The sequence below is a fragment of the Rhizobium sp. N621 genome (genome assembly GCF_001664325.1).
GTDB classification, from domain to species: domain Bacteria; phylum Pseudomonadota; class Alphaproteobacteria; order Rhizobiales; family Rhizobiaceae; genus Rhizobium; species Rhizobium esperanzae.
Genome location: NZ_CP013495.1, coordinates 331,354 through 346,345, shown reverse-complemented (window position 1 = coordinate 346,345; position 14,992 = coordinate 331,354). Strand labels below are relative to the sequence as shown.

Annotated in this window: 14 protein-coding genes; 12 read left to right on the top strand and 2 right to left on the bottom strand. The window is 62.4% G+C overall.

The genetic code is table 11. The features are described 5' to 3' along the window. The first annotated feature begins 8 nt into the window (after positions 1–8). From queG to AMK00_RS01690, 8 genes are all read left to right on the top strand, one after another. Complete coding sequence (gene queG / locus AMK00_RS01725) at positions 9–1,166, top strand: tRNA epoxyqueuosine(34) reductase QueG (RefSeq protein ID WP_064809332.1); 1,158 nt, start codon at positions 9–11, stop codon at positions 1,164–1,166. Next, complete coding sequence (locus AMK00_RS01720; RefSeq protein WP_064809331.1) at positions 1,166–2,035, top strand: SDR family oxidoreductase; 870 nt, start codon at positions 1,166–1,168, stop codon at positions 2,033–2,035. Before queG ends, AMK00_RS01720 begins: the two co-directional genes overlap by 1 nt. Positions 2,036–2,433: 398 nt before the next feature. Next, on the top strand, positions 2,434–2,796 hold the full coding sequence (locus tag AMK00_RS01715) for a septal ring lytic transglycosylase RlpA family protein (protein WP_064800378.1): 363 nt from the start codon (positions 2,434–2,436) through the stop codon (positions 2,794–2,796). 221 nt (positions 2,797–3,017) lie between these two features. Further along, positions 3,018–4,307 (top strand): RsmB/NOP family class I SAM-dependent RNA methyltransferase, encoded by a 1,290-nt coding sequence (locus tag AMK00_RS01710; RefSeq protein ID WP_064809330.1) that lies wholly within the window; start codon positions 3,018–3,020, stop codon positions 4,305–4,307. A 203-nt stretch (positions 4,308–4,510) separates the two neighbouring features. Further along, positions 4,511–5,785, top strand: a complete 1,275-nt coding sequence (locus AMK00_RS01705; protein WP_064809329.1) for an imelysin family protein — start codon at positions 4,511–4,513, stop codon at positions 5,783–5,785. A gap of 44 nt (positions 5,786–5,829) precedes the next feature. Next, complete coding sequence (locus AMK00_RS01700; RefSeq protein ID WP_064809328.1) at positions 5,830–7,368, top strand: di-heme oxidoreductase family protein; 1,539 nt, start codon at positions 5,830–5,832, stop codon at positions 7,366–7,368. Beyond that, the gene (locus AMK00_RS01695) at positions 7,368–8,468 is read left to right on the top strand and encodes an imelysin family protein (protein WP_064809327.1); all 1,101 of its coding nucleotides are present in this window, start codon (positions 7,368–7,370) and stop codon (positions 8,466–8,468) included. The genes AMK00_RS01700 and AMK00_RS01695 overlap by 1 nt, the downstream gene beginning before the upstream one ends. Positions 8,469–8,472: 4 nt before the next feature. Further along, positions 8,473–9,570 (top strand): DUF1513 domain-containing protein, encoded by a 1,098-nt coding sequence (locus tag AMK00_RS01690; RefSeq protein WP_064800373.1) that lies wholly within the window; start codon positions 8,473–8,475, stop codon positions 9,568–9,570. On the opposite strand, the gene AMK00_RS01685 is transcribed toward AMK00_RS01690, so the two are convergent. Then, on the bottom strand, positions 9,552–10,628 hold the full coding sequence (locus AMK00_RS01685; protein WP_064809326.1) for a DUF2252 family protein: 1,077 nt from the start codon (positions 10,626–10,628) through the stop codon (positions 9,552–9,554). The genes AMK00_RS01690 and AMK00_RS01685 overlap by 19 nt on opposite strands. A 233-nt stretch (positions 10,629–10,861) precedes the next feature. Between AMK00_RS01685 and AMK00_RS01680 the strand changes: the two genes are divergently transcribed. The 3 genes from AMK00_RS01680 to guaA all read left to right on the top strand — a co-directional run bounded on the left by AMK00_RS01680 (position 10,862) and on the right by guaA (position 13,605). Next, complete coding sequence (locus AMK00_RS01680; RefSeq protein WP_010028223.1) at positions 10,862–11,311, top strand: PaaI family thioesterase; 450 nt, start codon at positions 10,862–10,864, stop codon at positions 11,309–11,311. Next, the gene (locus AMK00_RS01675) at positions 11,308–11,946 is read left to right on the top strand and encodes a 5'-methylthioadenosine/S-adenosylhomocysteine nucleosidase (protein ID WP_004673906.1); all 639 of its coding nucleotides are present in this window, start codon (positions 11,308–11,310) and stop codon (positions 11,944–11,946) included. Before AMK00_RS01680 ends, AMK00_RS01675 begins: the two co-directional genes overlap by 4 nt. A 96-nt stretch (positions 11,947–12,042) precedes the next feature. Beyond that, on the top strand, positions 12,043–13,605 hold the full coding sequence (gene guaA / locus AMK00_RS01670; protein WP_064800371.1) for a glutamine-hydrolyzing GMP synthase: 1,563 nt from the start codon (positions 12,043–12,045) through the stop codon (positions 13,603–13,605). Positions 13,606–13,659: 54 nt separating this feature from the next. Here guaA and AMK00_RS01665 read toward each other — a convergent pair whose 3' ends face one another. Beyond that, complete coding sequence (locus AMK00_RS01665; RefSeq protein WP_064809325.1) at positions 13,660–14,361, bottom strand: helix-turn-helix transcriptional regulator; 702 nt, start codon at positions 14,359–14,361, stop codon at positions 13,660–13,662. Positions 14,362–14,463: 102 nt separating this feature from the next. On the opposite strand from AMK00_RS01665, the gene AMK00_RS01660 reads away from it, so the two are divergent. Then, positions 14,464–14,862: a VOC family protein gene (locus tag AMK00_RS01660; RefSeq protein WP_037142934.1), complete on the top strand. Its 399-nt coding sequence runs from the start codon at positions 14,464–14,466 to the stop codon at positions 14,860–14,862. Positions 14,863–14,992 lie beyond the last annotated feature (130 nt).

Genomic DNA, 14,992 nt, shown 5'->3' with positions numbered 1-14,992 from the left:
GGCTCTTCATGCCCGAAGCTTATAGAGACGACAAAGAGCGGCGGCGCCGCGACAATTTGACCGACTTCGTTCGGGCGGAATCTGCGGCCAAGGGCTTCGATCTCTGCCGCATCACGCGCCCTGACGCGATCCCCGAAGCCAAACAGCGTCTCGGTGAGTTCATCGATGCCGGGCGGCACGGCACGATGGAGTGGATGGCGGAAACGCGCGAGCGGCGCGGCGATCCGCTGACCCTCTGGAGCGACGTGCGATCCGTCGTCGTCTTCGGCCTCAACTACGCCCCGGAAGAAGATCCGCGCGGCATCCTCGACAAGCCGGACAAAGCGGCGATCTCCGTCTATGCCCGCAACCGCGACTATCACGACCTCATCAAGGGCCGGTTGAAGGAGATCGCCACGCGCTTTGCGGCGCGGGCCGGTGCCGACGTGAAAGTGTTCGTCGATACCGCGCCGGTCATGGAAAAGCCGCTGGCGGCGGCGGCCGGTCTCGGCTGGCAGGGCAAACACACCAATCTCGTCAGCCGCACACATGGTTCGTGGCTGTTTCTCGGCACGATGTTCACCACCGCCGATCTTGCCGTCGATGCGCCGGAGATCGATCATTGCGGCTCCTGCCGCGCCTGTCTCGACGTCTGTCCGACCGCCGCCTTTCCGGCGCCTTACCAGATCGACGCGCGGCGCTGCATCTCCTATCTCACCATCGAACACAAGGGTCCGATCAACCCCGATCTGCGGGTGCTGATCGGCAACCGCATTTACGGCTGCGACGACTGTCTCGCCGCCTGCCCCTGGAACAAGTTCGCAAGCTCCGCCTCCGAAATGAAGCTGCAGGCGCGGGAAGAGCTGAAGGAGCCGTCGATCGCCTTTCTGCTGACACTCGACGACACCGCCTTCCGTGCCTTTTTCAGCGGCTCGCCTGTGAAGCGGATCGGCCGTGACCGTTTCGTCCGCAACGTGCTGATCGCTGCCGGCAATTCCGGCGAGAGGTCGCTCATCCCGCAATGCCGCCTGCTCGCCGACGATGCCTCGCCGGTGGTGCGGGGGATGGCGGTCTGGGCGCTTTCAAGGCTGATGGCGGCTGGCGAATTCTCGGCCTTTGCCGCACAAAGGGCTGATGAGAGCGACAACGACGTACTGAACGAATGGCGACTGGCGGGAGTGGGCTGATGCATGTGATGATCTTTGGCTGCGGTTTTTCCGGCACGGCGATTGCCAAGGCCTTCGCCGGCGACGGCGTGCGCGTCTCCGGAACGACCCGTTCGGCAGAGAAGATGAAAGCGCTCCGCCGCGCCGGCATCGAGGCATTCCTGTTCGATGGTGAGACCATGGAAGAGGAACTTGTCCGGGCTTTGGCCGATGTTACTCATCTGGTGCAGTCGATCTCGCCGGGAAAGGCCGATCCGCTGTTGCGACTGCTCGATAAGGACGGCGCCGGCCTACTGCCGAGGCTCGAATGGATCGGCTATCTCTCCACCGTCGGCGTCTATGGCGATCACCAGGGCGCATGGATCAACGAGGAAACACCTTGCGTGCCTGTCTCCGGACGCTCGAAGGAGCGGCTCGAGGCGGAAGAAGGCTGGCTGGCAATGGGCCGCGAGCGTGGCATTCCGGCGGCGGTGCTGCGTCTTTCCGGCATCTACGGGCCGGGGCGCAACGCCTTCTGCAATCTCGAAAAGGGCACGGCGCGGCGGCTGATCAAGAAGGACCAGGTCTTCAACCGCATCCGCGTCGAGGACATCGGCGCGGCGGCGCACTTCCTGTCGGAGCGCGGCCTCGGCGGCATCTACAATGTCACCGACGACCGGCCGGGGCCGCCGCAGGACGTGATCGTCGAGGCGGCACGGCTGATGGGCGTCGAACCGCCGCCGGAACAGGCTTTCGAAACCGCCGAACTGACCCCGATGGCGCGCTCCTTCTACGGCGAGAACAAGCGGGTTTCCAATGCGAAACTGAAGGCGGCCGGTTTCGGATTCTCCTTCCCGAACTACCCGATGTCGCTTGCACAATTGTGGCAGGACGGACGCTGGCGCGGTTAGATGCGGGCGGTCAGAGTCATCACCCAAAATGAGTAGGAAATTCCTACTTTCCGCAACTCTACGCACAATTCTCGCCGCATCTTATTGTTAACAGCCTTTGAATTTGCTCAAATGTGGCAGCAAATATGGCGAAAGCAGAAAAAAAATTTCGTGATTTCCGTGAGAACCGCGCGACCTAGAACTTCGTCGGAAAATTCATTTGAATTTTAGCTGATTCCATTGGGTTTTTTCTACGTTCTGCCGCACGAGGCAAATTCCGAAATTTTATCAATATCATCACAAATATTACTCACTGTAACATTCCGTGATTACACGCGGCACTTTTTTGCCATTTTTCGACGGATTTAAGCCCCGCCGCCTGCAAGGGCGCGCGTTCAATAGTTGAGGGATACTCCGTTTTGAAGAAAATCAGCCGTTCTATTATCGCTGCCGCAACTATTGCAGCCTTCTCTTCCATGCTTCCGGCGGAAGGTTTTGCTGCAAATGGCTGCGGCGGTGCTTCATGGTACGCTCTTCACTCCAAAACTGCTTCCGGAGAACGTATGAACCCCGCCGTCTTGACTGCCGCGCATCGTTCGCTCGCATTCGGCACCAAGGTGAAGGTCACCAACCGCAACAATGGCCGCACCGTCGTCGTCCGCATCAATGATCGCGGTCCGTTCATTCGTGGACGCGTCCTCGATCTGTCACGCGCCGCCGCACAGAATATTGGCATGGTGAGCTCGGGCACGGCGAAAGTCTGCTACCAGGTGATCAGCTAAGGCTGACACTCGAGGTGATCAGCTAAGGCTGACACTCGAGGTGATCAGCTAAGGCTGACAGCCAAAGTGATCAGCTTCTGACAGCGCCGTACAACCGGCTGCGCCCTGACCGGCGCTTGCTCTTGCCGCCAATCGCGGTTACCACGCGGTTGAAACTTGTCAACAATCCGCCCGGCCTGTGTGCGGATCGTTCACACGTCATGGCAACAGGAGATATGTGAATGCGTCTGGGCGGCCGCCTCGAAGGGGCGATTTCTGTGCTCGCGGATATCGATGCCCGCAAGCGGCCCGTCGCCGACGCGCTCAAGGACTGGGGCCTTGCGCACCGCTTCGCCGGTTCCGGCGATCGTGCGGCGATCGGCAATATCGTCTACGACGCCTTGCGCATGCGGCTCTCCCATGCCTGGCTGATGGATGATGACAGCGCCGCGGCCATCGCCCACGCCGTCATGTTCCGCCAATGGGGCTTCACGCCCGATCGCCTCGCCGCCGAACTGGCGGACGACAAGTTTGCACCGCCGCCGCTTGCAGCTGATGCCCTCGCCGCCTTTGCAAGCCGCTCGCTCGACGATGCGCCGCCGCATATCCGCGGTGATATTCCCGAATGGGTCCAACCCTCCTTCGAACAGGCCTTCGGCGCCGGATGGCTGGCCGAGGCACAGGCACTTGCGGCGCGGCCGACACTCGATCTGCGCGCCAACATCCTGAAGGCTTCGCGCGACAAGGCGGTCAAGGCGCTCGAACGCGCTGGCGCACATGCGGCGAAGATCGCCCGCTACGGCATCCGGATTGCCGCCGGCGAAGGCGCCTCGCGCCTTCCCAACGTGACCGCCGAGCTTTCGTTCCAGAAAGGCTGGTTCGAAGTTCAGGACGAAGGTTCGCAGATCGTCGCCGACCTGGTGCTCGCCAAGGATGGCGAACAGATTCTCGATTATTGTGCCGGCGGCGGCGGCAAGACGCTCGCCATGGCGGCGGCAATGCAGAACAAAGGCCAGGTTCACGCCTACGACGCCGACCGCAAACGGCTGGCGCCGATCATCGAACGGCTGAAGCGGGCGGGCACGCGCAATGTCCAGGTGCATGACGATCCCAGAGGGCTTTCGGCCCTTGCCGGGCGCTGCGACAAGGTGCTGGTCGATGCGCCCTGCACCGGCACCGGCACATGGCGCCGCCGCCCCGATACCAAATGGCGCCTGACGGCGAAGAACCTCGACGAGCGCACCGCCCAGCAGCAGGACGCGCTGGCGCAGGCGAGCGGCTTCGTCAAACCGGGCGGCGAACTGATCTATGTCACCTGCTCGGTTCTGCCTCAGGAAAACGAGGAACAGGTGCGACGCTTCGCGGCCGACAATCCCGATTTCCAGATCGTCAGCGCCCTGCCCGCCTGGGACGCGCTGTTCGGCAAGGATGCCCCGCGGCCGCACTCTTCCGACGGCCTGACGGTCACGCTGACGCCGGCTTCCACCGACACGGACGGCTTCTTCTTCTGCCGCCTGCAGCGCAAAGGCTGACGCGGCCGGTCAGGCATGGACACCAGCCTGCCGCGCGGCAGCAGGACAGCGCGCTGATCTTTCAGGCACAAGCGTCTGAAAGAGGCCGCGTATACCCGTCTCGGTCCTTAAAATCATTCCAAACTAGAGCGTTTGACACCAGTTTACTTTTGCGCGAAGAGACGGGGCCCGATTAGACGGAAGATCCGTCACAGGAGAGGATCATGAAGCTCAACAAACTCCGCGCAGCCGTGCTGGCGATCGCCCCCGCAGCCCTGCTCGCCCTTCCCGCGCAGGCCGCCACCGATGCTGCCGCCGTGGTGAAACATTATGCCGACGTGGCGCATGCGAAATACGAAGACTCGCTGACGACGGCAAAGGCGCTCGACGCCGCGATCGACGCCTTTCTGAAGGCGCCCACCGACGAAACGCTGAAGGCCGCCCGGGACGCCTGGATCAAAGCGCGCGTCCCCTACCAGCAGACCGAAGTCTACCGCTTCGGCAATCCTGTTGTCGACGACTGGGAAGGCAAGGTCAACGCCTGGCCGCTCGATGAAGGCCTGATCGATTATGTCGATCCTGCCTACGGCAGCGAGAGCGACGAAAACTCGCTTTACGTCGCGAACGTCATCGCCAACAAGACGATCAAGATCGACGGCAAGGATGTCGACGCCTCCAAGCTGACGCCGGAATTCCTCTCCGGCACGCTCGCCGAGGCCGGCGGCATCGAAGCCAATGTCGCGACCGGCTACCACGCCATCGAATTCCTGCTCTGGGGCCAGGATCTGAACGGCACGGGACCCGGCGCCGGCAACCGCCCGGCCACCGATTACGACCTCAAGAACTGCACGCACGGCAATTGTGACCGCCGCGCCGAATATCTGAAGTCCGCCTCGACGCTGCTGGTTTCCGACCTGCAGGAAATGACCGACAACTGGAAACCGGACGGGGCTGCGACCAAGAATATCGAAGCCGATCCGAAGGCCGGCCTCGTCGCGATCCTGACGGGCATGGGTTCGCTCTCCTACGGCGAGCTTGCCGGCGAGCGCATGAAGCTCGGCCTGCTGCTGCACGATCCCGAGGAAGAGCATGATTGCTTCTCCGACAACACCTACAATTCGCATCTCAACGACGCCGTCGGCATCGCCGCCGCCTATACGGGCAACTATACGCGCGTCGACGGCACCAAGCTCAGCGGCCCGTCGCTGCACGACCTCGTGGCCGCCAAGGACAAGGCGCTCGATGCCGAGCTGGAAGGCAAGCTCAACAAGACGCTCGATGCGATGAACGCCATGGCCAAGCGCGGCGAGACGGTCGAGAAGTACGACCAGATGATCGCCGAAGGCAACAAGGACGGCAACGCCGTCGTCCAGGCCGCCATCGACGGGCTGATCGACCAGACGAAATCGATCCAGCGCGTTATTGCCGCACTCGACCTCGGCACGGTTCAGCTTGAAGGTTCCGACAGCTTGGATAATCCTAACGCCGTCTTCAAATAAGCAAAAAGGCGGGCCGCTCTCAGTGGAGCGGCCCGGACCCTGAAATGTCGCATGCCTCGGCCCGCCGATTGATCGCCAGCGTAGCGCTCTGCGCCCTGCTTGCCGGATTTTCCGCAACGATTGCCGCCGGTTTCGATCTGCCGACGAAACGCTCCGATCTTTCCGAGGCCGATCTGAAGCGCGTCACCGATGTGACCCGGCCGACCGCGGATTTTTCCAAGGCGGAACAATATGAAGCGATGCAGGCCGGGGCTACGACCTCGATCGATCCGGTCAGCGAAGACAGTTTCTCGCATATTTCGGCCAACGTCCCCTTCGAGGAAGAGCAGAATTTCAAGCTCGGCAATGCGCTGTTCCGCAAGCTCTGGGTTTCCTCGCCCTCCTCGACGCAGGCCTCCGACGGGCTCGGGCCGCTGTTCAACGCCCGCTCCTGCATGAGTTGTCATGTCAATGACGGCCGCGGTAAGCCGCCGGAAGGCGGTCCGAGCGCCGTCTCGATGTTCCTGCGGCTTTCCCGCGCAGCCAAAACACTCGAGGAAGAAAAGGCGATCGCGGGGGCGGATATCCTCAATTTTCCCGATCCGGTCTATGGCCATCAGCTGCAGGATCTTGCCGTTCCCGGTCTTGCCGCCGAAGGCCGGATGGCGATCCGCTATGACGAGGAGACGGCGACCCTTGGCGACGGCGAGACCGTGCCGCTGCGCCGCCCGCATTATATGGCGGCCGACCTTGCCTACGGACCGCTCGATCCGGCGACGACGATTTCGGCGCGTGTTGCGCCTGCGATGGTCGGCCTCGGTCTGATCGAGGCGATCCCCGAGGCCGATATCCTTGCCCATGCCGATCCCGACGATGCCGATGGCGATGGCATATCAGGCAAGGTGGCGATCGTGCGCGACCACCGCAGCGGCAAGATTTCGCTCGGCCGGTTCGGCTGGAAGGCGCAGAATGCTACGGTGCGCGACCAGAATGCGGACGCCTTCGCCAATGATATCGGCATCTCGACCCCCGATCACCCCGATGCGCATGGCGATTGCACCGAGGCGGAGAAAAAATGCCTCGTTATGCCGACCGGCGTGCAGAAACGGCTCGGCGAGGAAGAAGCGCCGGGTCCCATTCTCGATCTCGTGACCTTCTATTCCGAAAATCTTGCCGTTCCGGCGCGCCGCAAGGCGAGCTTCCCCGAGACGCTGAAGGGCAAGCGGATTTTCTACGAAACCGGCTGCATTTCCTGCCATGTGCCGAAATTCGTCACCCGCAAGGATTCGCTTGAGAAGGCGCAATCCTTCCAGCTGATCTGGCCCTATTCCGACTTTCTCTTGCACGACATGGGCGAAGGACTTGCCGACGGGCAGCCGGTCGGACTTGCAAGCGGACGTGAATGGCGCACACCACCGCTATGGGGTATAGGACTGACCCGGACGGTCAGCGGACACAGCTTTTTTCTGCATGACGGCCGTGCGCGAAACGTCACCGAGGCGATTCTGTGGCATGGCGGCGAAGCTGAAAAAGCCCGTAACGCGTTCTCCTCCCTGTCCAAAGACGACAGGGAGGCCCTGATTACATTCCTGGAGTCACTTTGATGCGCCTTTGGCACCCCCTGCTCTGCCTCACTCTGATCAGCCTCGCCACATCGGCGGCCGCTGAGACCGCCGCTCCTCCGGCAGGGCTGAACGAGGATGCCGTTCCCGCCGTCATGCAGCGCGCCGTCGACGAGGTGATCCGTCCCGGCTATCGCAACATGCAGCAATCGGCCGCCCGGTTGACGACGGCGATGAAGGATCTCTGCGACGCCGGCACGCAGCAGACTCTCGACAAGGCGAAATCGGCCTTCGACGATACGATCCGCTACTGGTCGATCATCGAGATCGTCCAGACCGGCCCCGTCATCCAGGACAATCTCTTCGAGCACATCCTGTTTTATCCCGATCGCAAGGGTGTCGGCCTGAAGCAGGTGCAGGCGCTGATCGCCAAGGCCGACCCGAAGGATGCGACGGTCGATGCGATCGCCGGCAAGAGCGTGGGGCTGCAGGGCCTGACGGCACTGGAATACGTGCTTTACGGCAACGGCTCGGAAAATCTCGTCGGGCAGAAGGGCGGCTTCCGCTGCCTTTACGGCGCCGCCGTCGCCGGCAATATCCAGCGTGAGGCCGGCGAAGTCGTCGCCGCCTGGGAAAAGCCGGACGGGGTACAGGCGAGCTGGAAACATCCCGGCCCGCAGAGCAATGATTTCATGGACAACAAGGAGGCCGTGACCGCGCTGCTCGGCATTCTCGTCCACGGCGCCGAGAATGTCCGCGATCAGCGGCTGGAACAGTTTTACAAGGGCAAGGATAACGCGCCGCGGCCGCGCATGGCGATCTACTGGCGTTCGAAAAATACCTGGAAGTCGATGGCCGCCAATCTGGAGGGCCTGCGCACGCTCTGGCAGAAGGCCGGCATGGCCGAGCTTCTGCCGCCGGACAAACGGTCGATTGTCGCTTCGATCGACGAAGACTTCAAATCGCTGCTCGACAGCGTGCCGAAACTCAACCCCGATATAGACGCCGCCACCAGCGATGCGGAAAAGGCCAAGCTCGACACGCTTTTGGCCGAAAGCCGTGCTCTGATCACCCGGATCAGCGACGACTATGGCGCGGCCATCGGACTTTCGGCCGGCTTTTCCTTTTCGGACGGAGATTGAAGCGATGATGCGGAGCGCCCTGATCAATCGACGCAGTTTTGTCAAGGCGGCAGGAATCGGCTTCCTTGCAAGCCTGGCGCCGAGGTCGCTGTTGGCGCTTGAACGGGCCGATGCGGTCTACGCCTCGGGCATTCGCACGGCAAACGGTTCCTTTGCGATTGCGACCGTGACCGAGCACGGCGAGATCATTGATCAGGTGGCGCTTCCCGCCCGTGCCCACGGCATGGCCTTCAGCGCCGCCACCGGCAAGACCGTCGCCTTCGCGCGCCGGCCGGGCACCTATGCGATGATCTTCGATCCACGAGATAAGGGCGAGCCGATCGTCATCAGTTCCAGGGAAGACCGCCATTTTTACGGGCATGGCGTCTTCTCGCCCGATGGCCGGATTCTCTACGCCAGCGAGAATGATTTCGACGGCAATCGCGGCATGATCGGTCTCTACGACGCCACCAACCGCTTTGCTCGCATCGGCGAATACGAGACCTATGGCATCGGTCCGCATGACATGACGGTTTCCGATGACGGACGCCTGCTCATCGTCGCCAATGGCGGCATCGAGACGCATCCGGATTTCGGCCGCACCAAACTCAATCTCGGGGCGATGCAGCCGTCGCTGGCGCTGATCGATGCGGCAACGGGCGCCTTGATCGAAAAACACGTGCTGCCGGCCGAATGGTCGCAGTTGTCGACCCGCCACGTCGACCTCGACGGCGAGGGCCGCATCTGGTTCGCCTGCCAGTACGAAGGCCACCGCAAGGACCTGCCGCCGCTGGTCGGCCGTTTCGCCAAAGGAGAGGATCTTTCCTTCGTCGCGCTGCCGGAGGAGACGACGCGCAGGCTTGCCAACTATGTCGGGGCGATCGCCGTCAACCGCAGCGAAGGTCTCGTCGGCATCACCTCGCCGAAGGGTGGCGCCTCGGTGACCATCGACGCAAAAACGGGCAAGGTGCTGGCCGAGAGCGCCGTTCCGGAGGCCGCCGGCATCGCGCCGGCAAGAGATGGCTTTGCCGTCTCCTCCTATGACGGCGATTTCCTGGCGATCCGCAGCGATGTCGCCTGGGATCAGCACATTGTCCGGATCTCTCAGCGGGCGCGCGCATAGGCCTTCTGCTCGGCGCTGACGCTCGACGCCGCGGCCCTCGCCGCCTCATGCAGCCATTCGGATCCCCGGGCCTGTAAATCCTTCAGAATCGCTGCTGCGGCGGCCGCATCGTTGGAATGGCAATTGGCGACCTCGAAGCCCATCAGTTCGAGCATTGTCGGCGAAAGCAGGATCTCCGGATGCTTGTCGATTTCGATCTTGCGGCTGTTCGGCGAGAGCCGGCGCACGAGGATGCGGTCGCAGACGCGATAATGAGGATCGGCCGAGCGCGCCCGGCCGGCGGCGATTTCACCCGCACGGATCGTCCCATCAAGCGGCCTGTGGTGAAGCGACCAGACCGAGGACACCAGCGCCTTCGCCTCGCGCAAGACCGGCCCACCCTGCCATTCGGCATAGGCGACGAAGCGCGGGCGGGCGAGGCTGCCGGTGCCGGCGCTGCGCGGCTTGGCCGTGAAAGGTCCCGATCCCGATGGCAATGCTTCGGAAAGGGCCTCGATATAGGCAGCCGGCGCCTTCGTCTTGCCCGGAGCCAACATCTCGTATTTTTCCCAGAATTCCCGCCGTTCCGAATTCGGCAGCATCAGCGCCTTGCGCAGCCATTTGTGGTCGCGTTCGAGGATGACCGGCAGCGGATTTTCAAGGCCTCTGCGGTAACCGCCGAGGATCAGTTCACCGATCATGCGAACCGAGGGACCGTCCTCCCCGCGCGCCAGGATGGCGCTTGCCGCAAGGCGAACGAGATCCAGCGCATAGGGCATCACCGCCGCATCGTCGAAATCATTGACGCCCCAGACGAGCCGGCCCTCGCTATCGCGCCAGGTGCCGAAATTCTCCAGATGCGTATCGCCGATCGCCAGCACTTCGGGCGCGCGGCCGAGCTCCGGGCAGATATCGAGGATGATCTCGCACCAGCGCCAATAGGTGGCACGCAGGAAGACGAAATCGTCGCTGCGCATCTTCTCGTGCTTTTCCAGGAGATCGTCCTTGACGAGATCGCCGCCGAGCTCCCCGGCCAGCCAAGTCTCGAAATTCCGAACCGATTGCGATATCGTCGTCATAGCGCCGGCGCTCCCCTATTTCGAGACAGGATGCCGGAGAATACCCGCTGCGCGCGAAGCTGCAATCGCCTTCGCAGGAGGCCGGCAACCGGTTTGCGCAACGACGGCACGGCGAAAGGTTGCGCTGGCGACACGGCTTGAGGTTTCCATCGCCCACCGGTTCGATTTCAGCAATGTCCAGCTTGTCGAATCCGGCCCGCCATGCCACTTTCCCGGCTTCGAGAGGGGTAGCCATGAGTGAGACTGACAGGGGCGATTTCCGCGCGCGAATCCGCCGCAACTTTGCGCGCCAGGCGGCGATGCAGACGATCGGCGCGGAGCTGACGCGCGTCGAGCACGGCGTCGTCGAGATCGAGCTTCCCTTCGACATCAAACTGACGCAGCAGCACGGCATTCTGCATGCGGGCATCATTTCCGCCGCGCTCGATTCAGCCTGCGGCTTTGCCGCCTACAGCGTCATCGACCCGGAAGCCTCGATCCTGACGATCGAGTTCAAGGTCAATCTCATGTCGCCGGGGCGTGGCGAGCGCTTCCTCTTTCGCGGCGAAATCACCAAGCCGGGCTCCACCATCATCGTCGCCGACGGGCGAGGCTACGCGATCAGCGACGGGCCGGCGAAACTCATCGCCTCCATGACCGGAACGATGATGGTCATCCGCGGCAGAGAAGGAATTACAGGATGAAGTTCGAACTGAAATCGGTCGCCGGAAAATCCATGCTGTTCGTCATGGCGGCGGAGGCCGAATACGGCCCGTTTCTGCGGTCGCGCATCGAACCCTTGATGACCGGCGTCGGTCCGGTCGAGGCAGCGGTGGCGCTGACCAAGACGCTGGCGCGGCTCGACGCTGCCGATGATCTGCCGGATCTCGTCGTTTCGCTCGGCTCGGCCGGTTCGGCAAAACTGGAACAGACGGAAATCTATCAGGTAACCTCGGTTTCCTACCGCGACATGGACGCTTCGCCGCTCGGCTTCGAAAAGGGCCGGACGCCCTTCCTCGACCTGCCGGCGACGCTCGAGCTGCCGCTGCGCATTCCTGGTATTGCCGAGGCAAGTCTTTCCACGGGCGGCAACGTCATCTCGGGTGCCGCCTATAGCGACATCGACGCCGACATGGTCGATATGGAGACCTATGCGGTGCTGCGCGCCTGCCAGGGCTACAAGCTGCCGCTGATCGGCCTTCGCGGCATTTCCGACGGTGCGGTCGAGCTGCAGCATATTTCCGGCTGGACCGAGTATCTGCACATCGTCGACCGCAAGCTCTCCTACGGCGTCGACAGCCTGTTCACCGCGCTGGAAGACGGGGTTTTCTGGTTCTAGACCCTAGCTAAAATCTGGGACAATCGGAACAATAAAAACCCGACGTCGCCGATTTCCCGGATTGCAAGGCGAAGCGCTTTTCTTTAAAGCCTCGCCATGACCCACACAGCACATCCCGACTCCGTTCTCATCGTCGATTTCGGCAGCCAGGTGACCCAGCTCATCGCACGACGCGTGCGCGAGGCCGGCGTCTATTGCGAAATCGTTCCCTTCCAATCGGCCGAAGAGGGCTTCAAGCGCCTGCAGCCGAAAGCCGTGATCCTGTCCGGCAGCCCTGCTTCGACGGTCGACGAGGGATCGCCGCGGGCGCCGCAGATCATCTTCGACAGCGGTCTGCCGGTCTTCGGCATCTGTTATGGCCAGCAGACGATGTGCATGCAGCTCGGCGGCAAGGTCGAAAGCGGCCATCACCGCGAATTCGGCCGCGCCTTTCTGGATGTCGACAAGGATTGCCAGCTGTTCGAAGGCCTCTGGTCCTCCGGCTCGCGCCATCAGGTGTGGATGAGCCATGGCGACCGCGTCACGGCGCTGCCCGATGGTTTCAAGGTGGTCGCCACCTCTTCCAATGCGCCCTTCGCCTTCATCGCCGACGAGAAGCGCAAATATTACGGCGTGCAATTCCACCCCGAGGTTGTGCATACGCCTGACGGCGCCAAGCTGATCGGCAACTTCATTCACAATGTCGCCGGCATCAAGGGCGACTGGTCGATGTCGGCCTACCGCCAAAAGGCGGTCGAAGATATCCGCAAGCAGGTGGGCGACAAACGCGTCATCTGCGCGCTTTCGGGCGGCGTCGACAGCTCCGTCGCAGCGCTCCTGATCCACGAGGCCGTCGGCGACCAACTGACCTGCATCCTCGTAGACCACGGCTTGATGCGCAAGGACGAGGCGGCCAACGTCGTCGCCATGTTCCGCGAGCATTACAATCTGCATCTGCTGCATGTCGACGCTTCGGACCGTTTCATCGGCGAACTCGAGGGCGTCAGCGACCCTGAAACGAAGCGCAAGATCATCGGCCGGCTCTTCATCGAAACCTTCGAGGAAGAGGCAAAGAAACTCGGCGGCGCCGATTTCCTCGGCCAGGGCACGCTCTATCCCGACGTGATCGAGAGCGTTTCCTTCACCGGCGGCCCGTCGGTGACGATCAAGTCGCACCACAATGTCGGCGGCCTGCCGGAGCGCATGAACATGCAGCTCGTCGAGCCGCTGCGCGAACTCTTCAAGGACGAGGTGCGCGCGCTCGGCCGCGAGCTCGGTCTGCCCGACAGCTTCATCGGCCGCCATCCCTTCCCTGGTCCGGGCCTTGCGATCCGTTGCCCCGGCGGCATCACCCGCGAGAAGCTCCAGATCCTGCGCGAAGCCGATGCGATCTATCTCGACGAAATCCGCAAGGCCGGCCTCTACGACGCCATCTGGCAGGCCTTCGCCGTGCTGCTTCCCGTCCAGACGGTCGGCGTCATGGGCGACGGGCGCACCTATGAATTCGTCTGCGCGCTGCGCGCCGTCACCTCCGTCGACGGCATGACCGCGGATTTCTACCACTACGACATGGAATTCCTCGGCCGCGCCGCAACGCGCATCATCAACGAAGTGCGCGGCATCAACCGCGTGGTCTATGACGTCACCTCGAAGCCGCCCGGCACGATCGAGTGGGAGTGAGGAATACACGGCGGCAATAGCGACGTCTTCGCGGTTATTGCCGCACGCCGGCGATTAGTGGCCGGACCGGGAGCGCTGCGCCTCGCGCCATCGCTCCCAGCGGCGACGCAGGTCGCCCTTTCGTAGGCCGCTGGCTGCCTCCAGCACCTCGATCTCGATCATGCGATCGGTTCGGAAGTGACGGAAGTCCTGCCTCAGCTCGCACCAGGCTACAATCAAGCGCGTTGCTTCACCGTAACCGAGGATGATCGGCCACACGATCCGCTCGGTCTCCTCCCCGGTATCGGATCGATAGCGCAGGCGAAGCTTTCGATCTTCACGGATCGCCCGGCGCAGTTCGTTCGAGTCAACCATGTCCGTCGGAACGATCCTGCCAGGCTTTGCTCCAACGCTTGGCTCGGCGATGTATGGACGCAGCCTTTCGGGAATAACGGCAGCGATCTTACTCAGTACGTCCTGCGCCGCTGCGGTTAACGCCTTGTCGCCGCGTGTTGCGACCCATTGCGTACCCAGCACGATCGCCTCGATCTCGTCGGGCGTCAGCATCAAGGGCGGCATGTCATAGCCGGGATCGAGCACATAGCCGAAGCCGGCTTCTCCGACGATCGGGACGCCTTGGCCGATCAGATCGGTGATATCGCGATACACCGAGCGCCTGGACACTTCGATCTCCTCGGCGATAGCCGCGGCAGTCACCGGCCGGCTCGTACGGCGCAGGATCTGAATGATCTGAAACAGGCGATCGGCTTTGCGCATTGCTGTTGACTCCTGTTGCCACAATGCTGGCAACAGGCCTGTGCGACAAGGCCCGCAGCGACGCCGCGCGCAGCTCTTCGGCCTTGTCGAAAGGAAAAGCTCATGAAATTTGCCTCAATCCGGCTGATCGCCGCTGATATCAAGGCTATGGTCGGCTTCTACGAAATGGTCACCCTGCAATCTGCCGAGTGGTTGGCACCGGTCTTCGCCGAAATCGTCACCCCTTCGGCGACACTCGCCATCGGCAGCGTGGAAACCGTTTCGCTCTTTAGGGAAGGCAGCGCCGAGGCCGGCTCCAACCGAACGGCGATCATCGAGTTCATGGTGGACGATGTCGACGCCGAATATATCAGGCTGAAGGATAAAGTCGACCTTGTTCATGCGCCTAAACTGATGCCGTGGGGCAATCGTTCGGTGCAGTTCCGCGATCCGGAAGGCACACTTGTCGCCCTGTTCATGCCGTTCACCGATCCGGCAAAGAAGCGCTTTGCATCACGATAGGCTCGTAGCCCCAACGCGATATGGGCACGTCCGCTGCGCGCCCGATTTGTCGTTCCCGCAAGTGGGTTCACCTCCGAAAAACTGATTGCAATTCACAATCAGTCGATCTAAGCTTTGACGATCGCGCAAC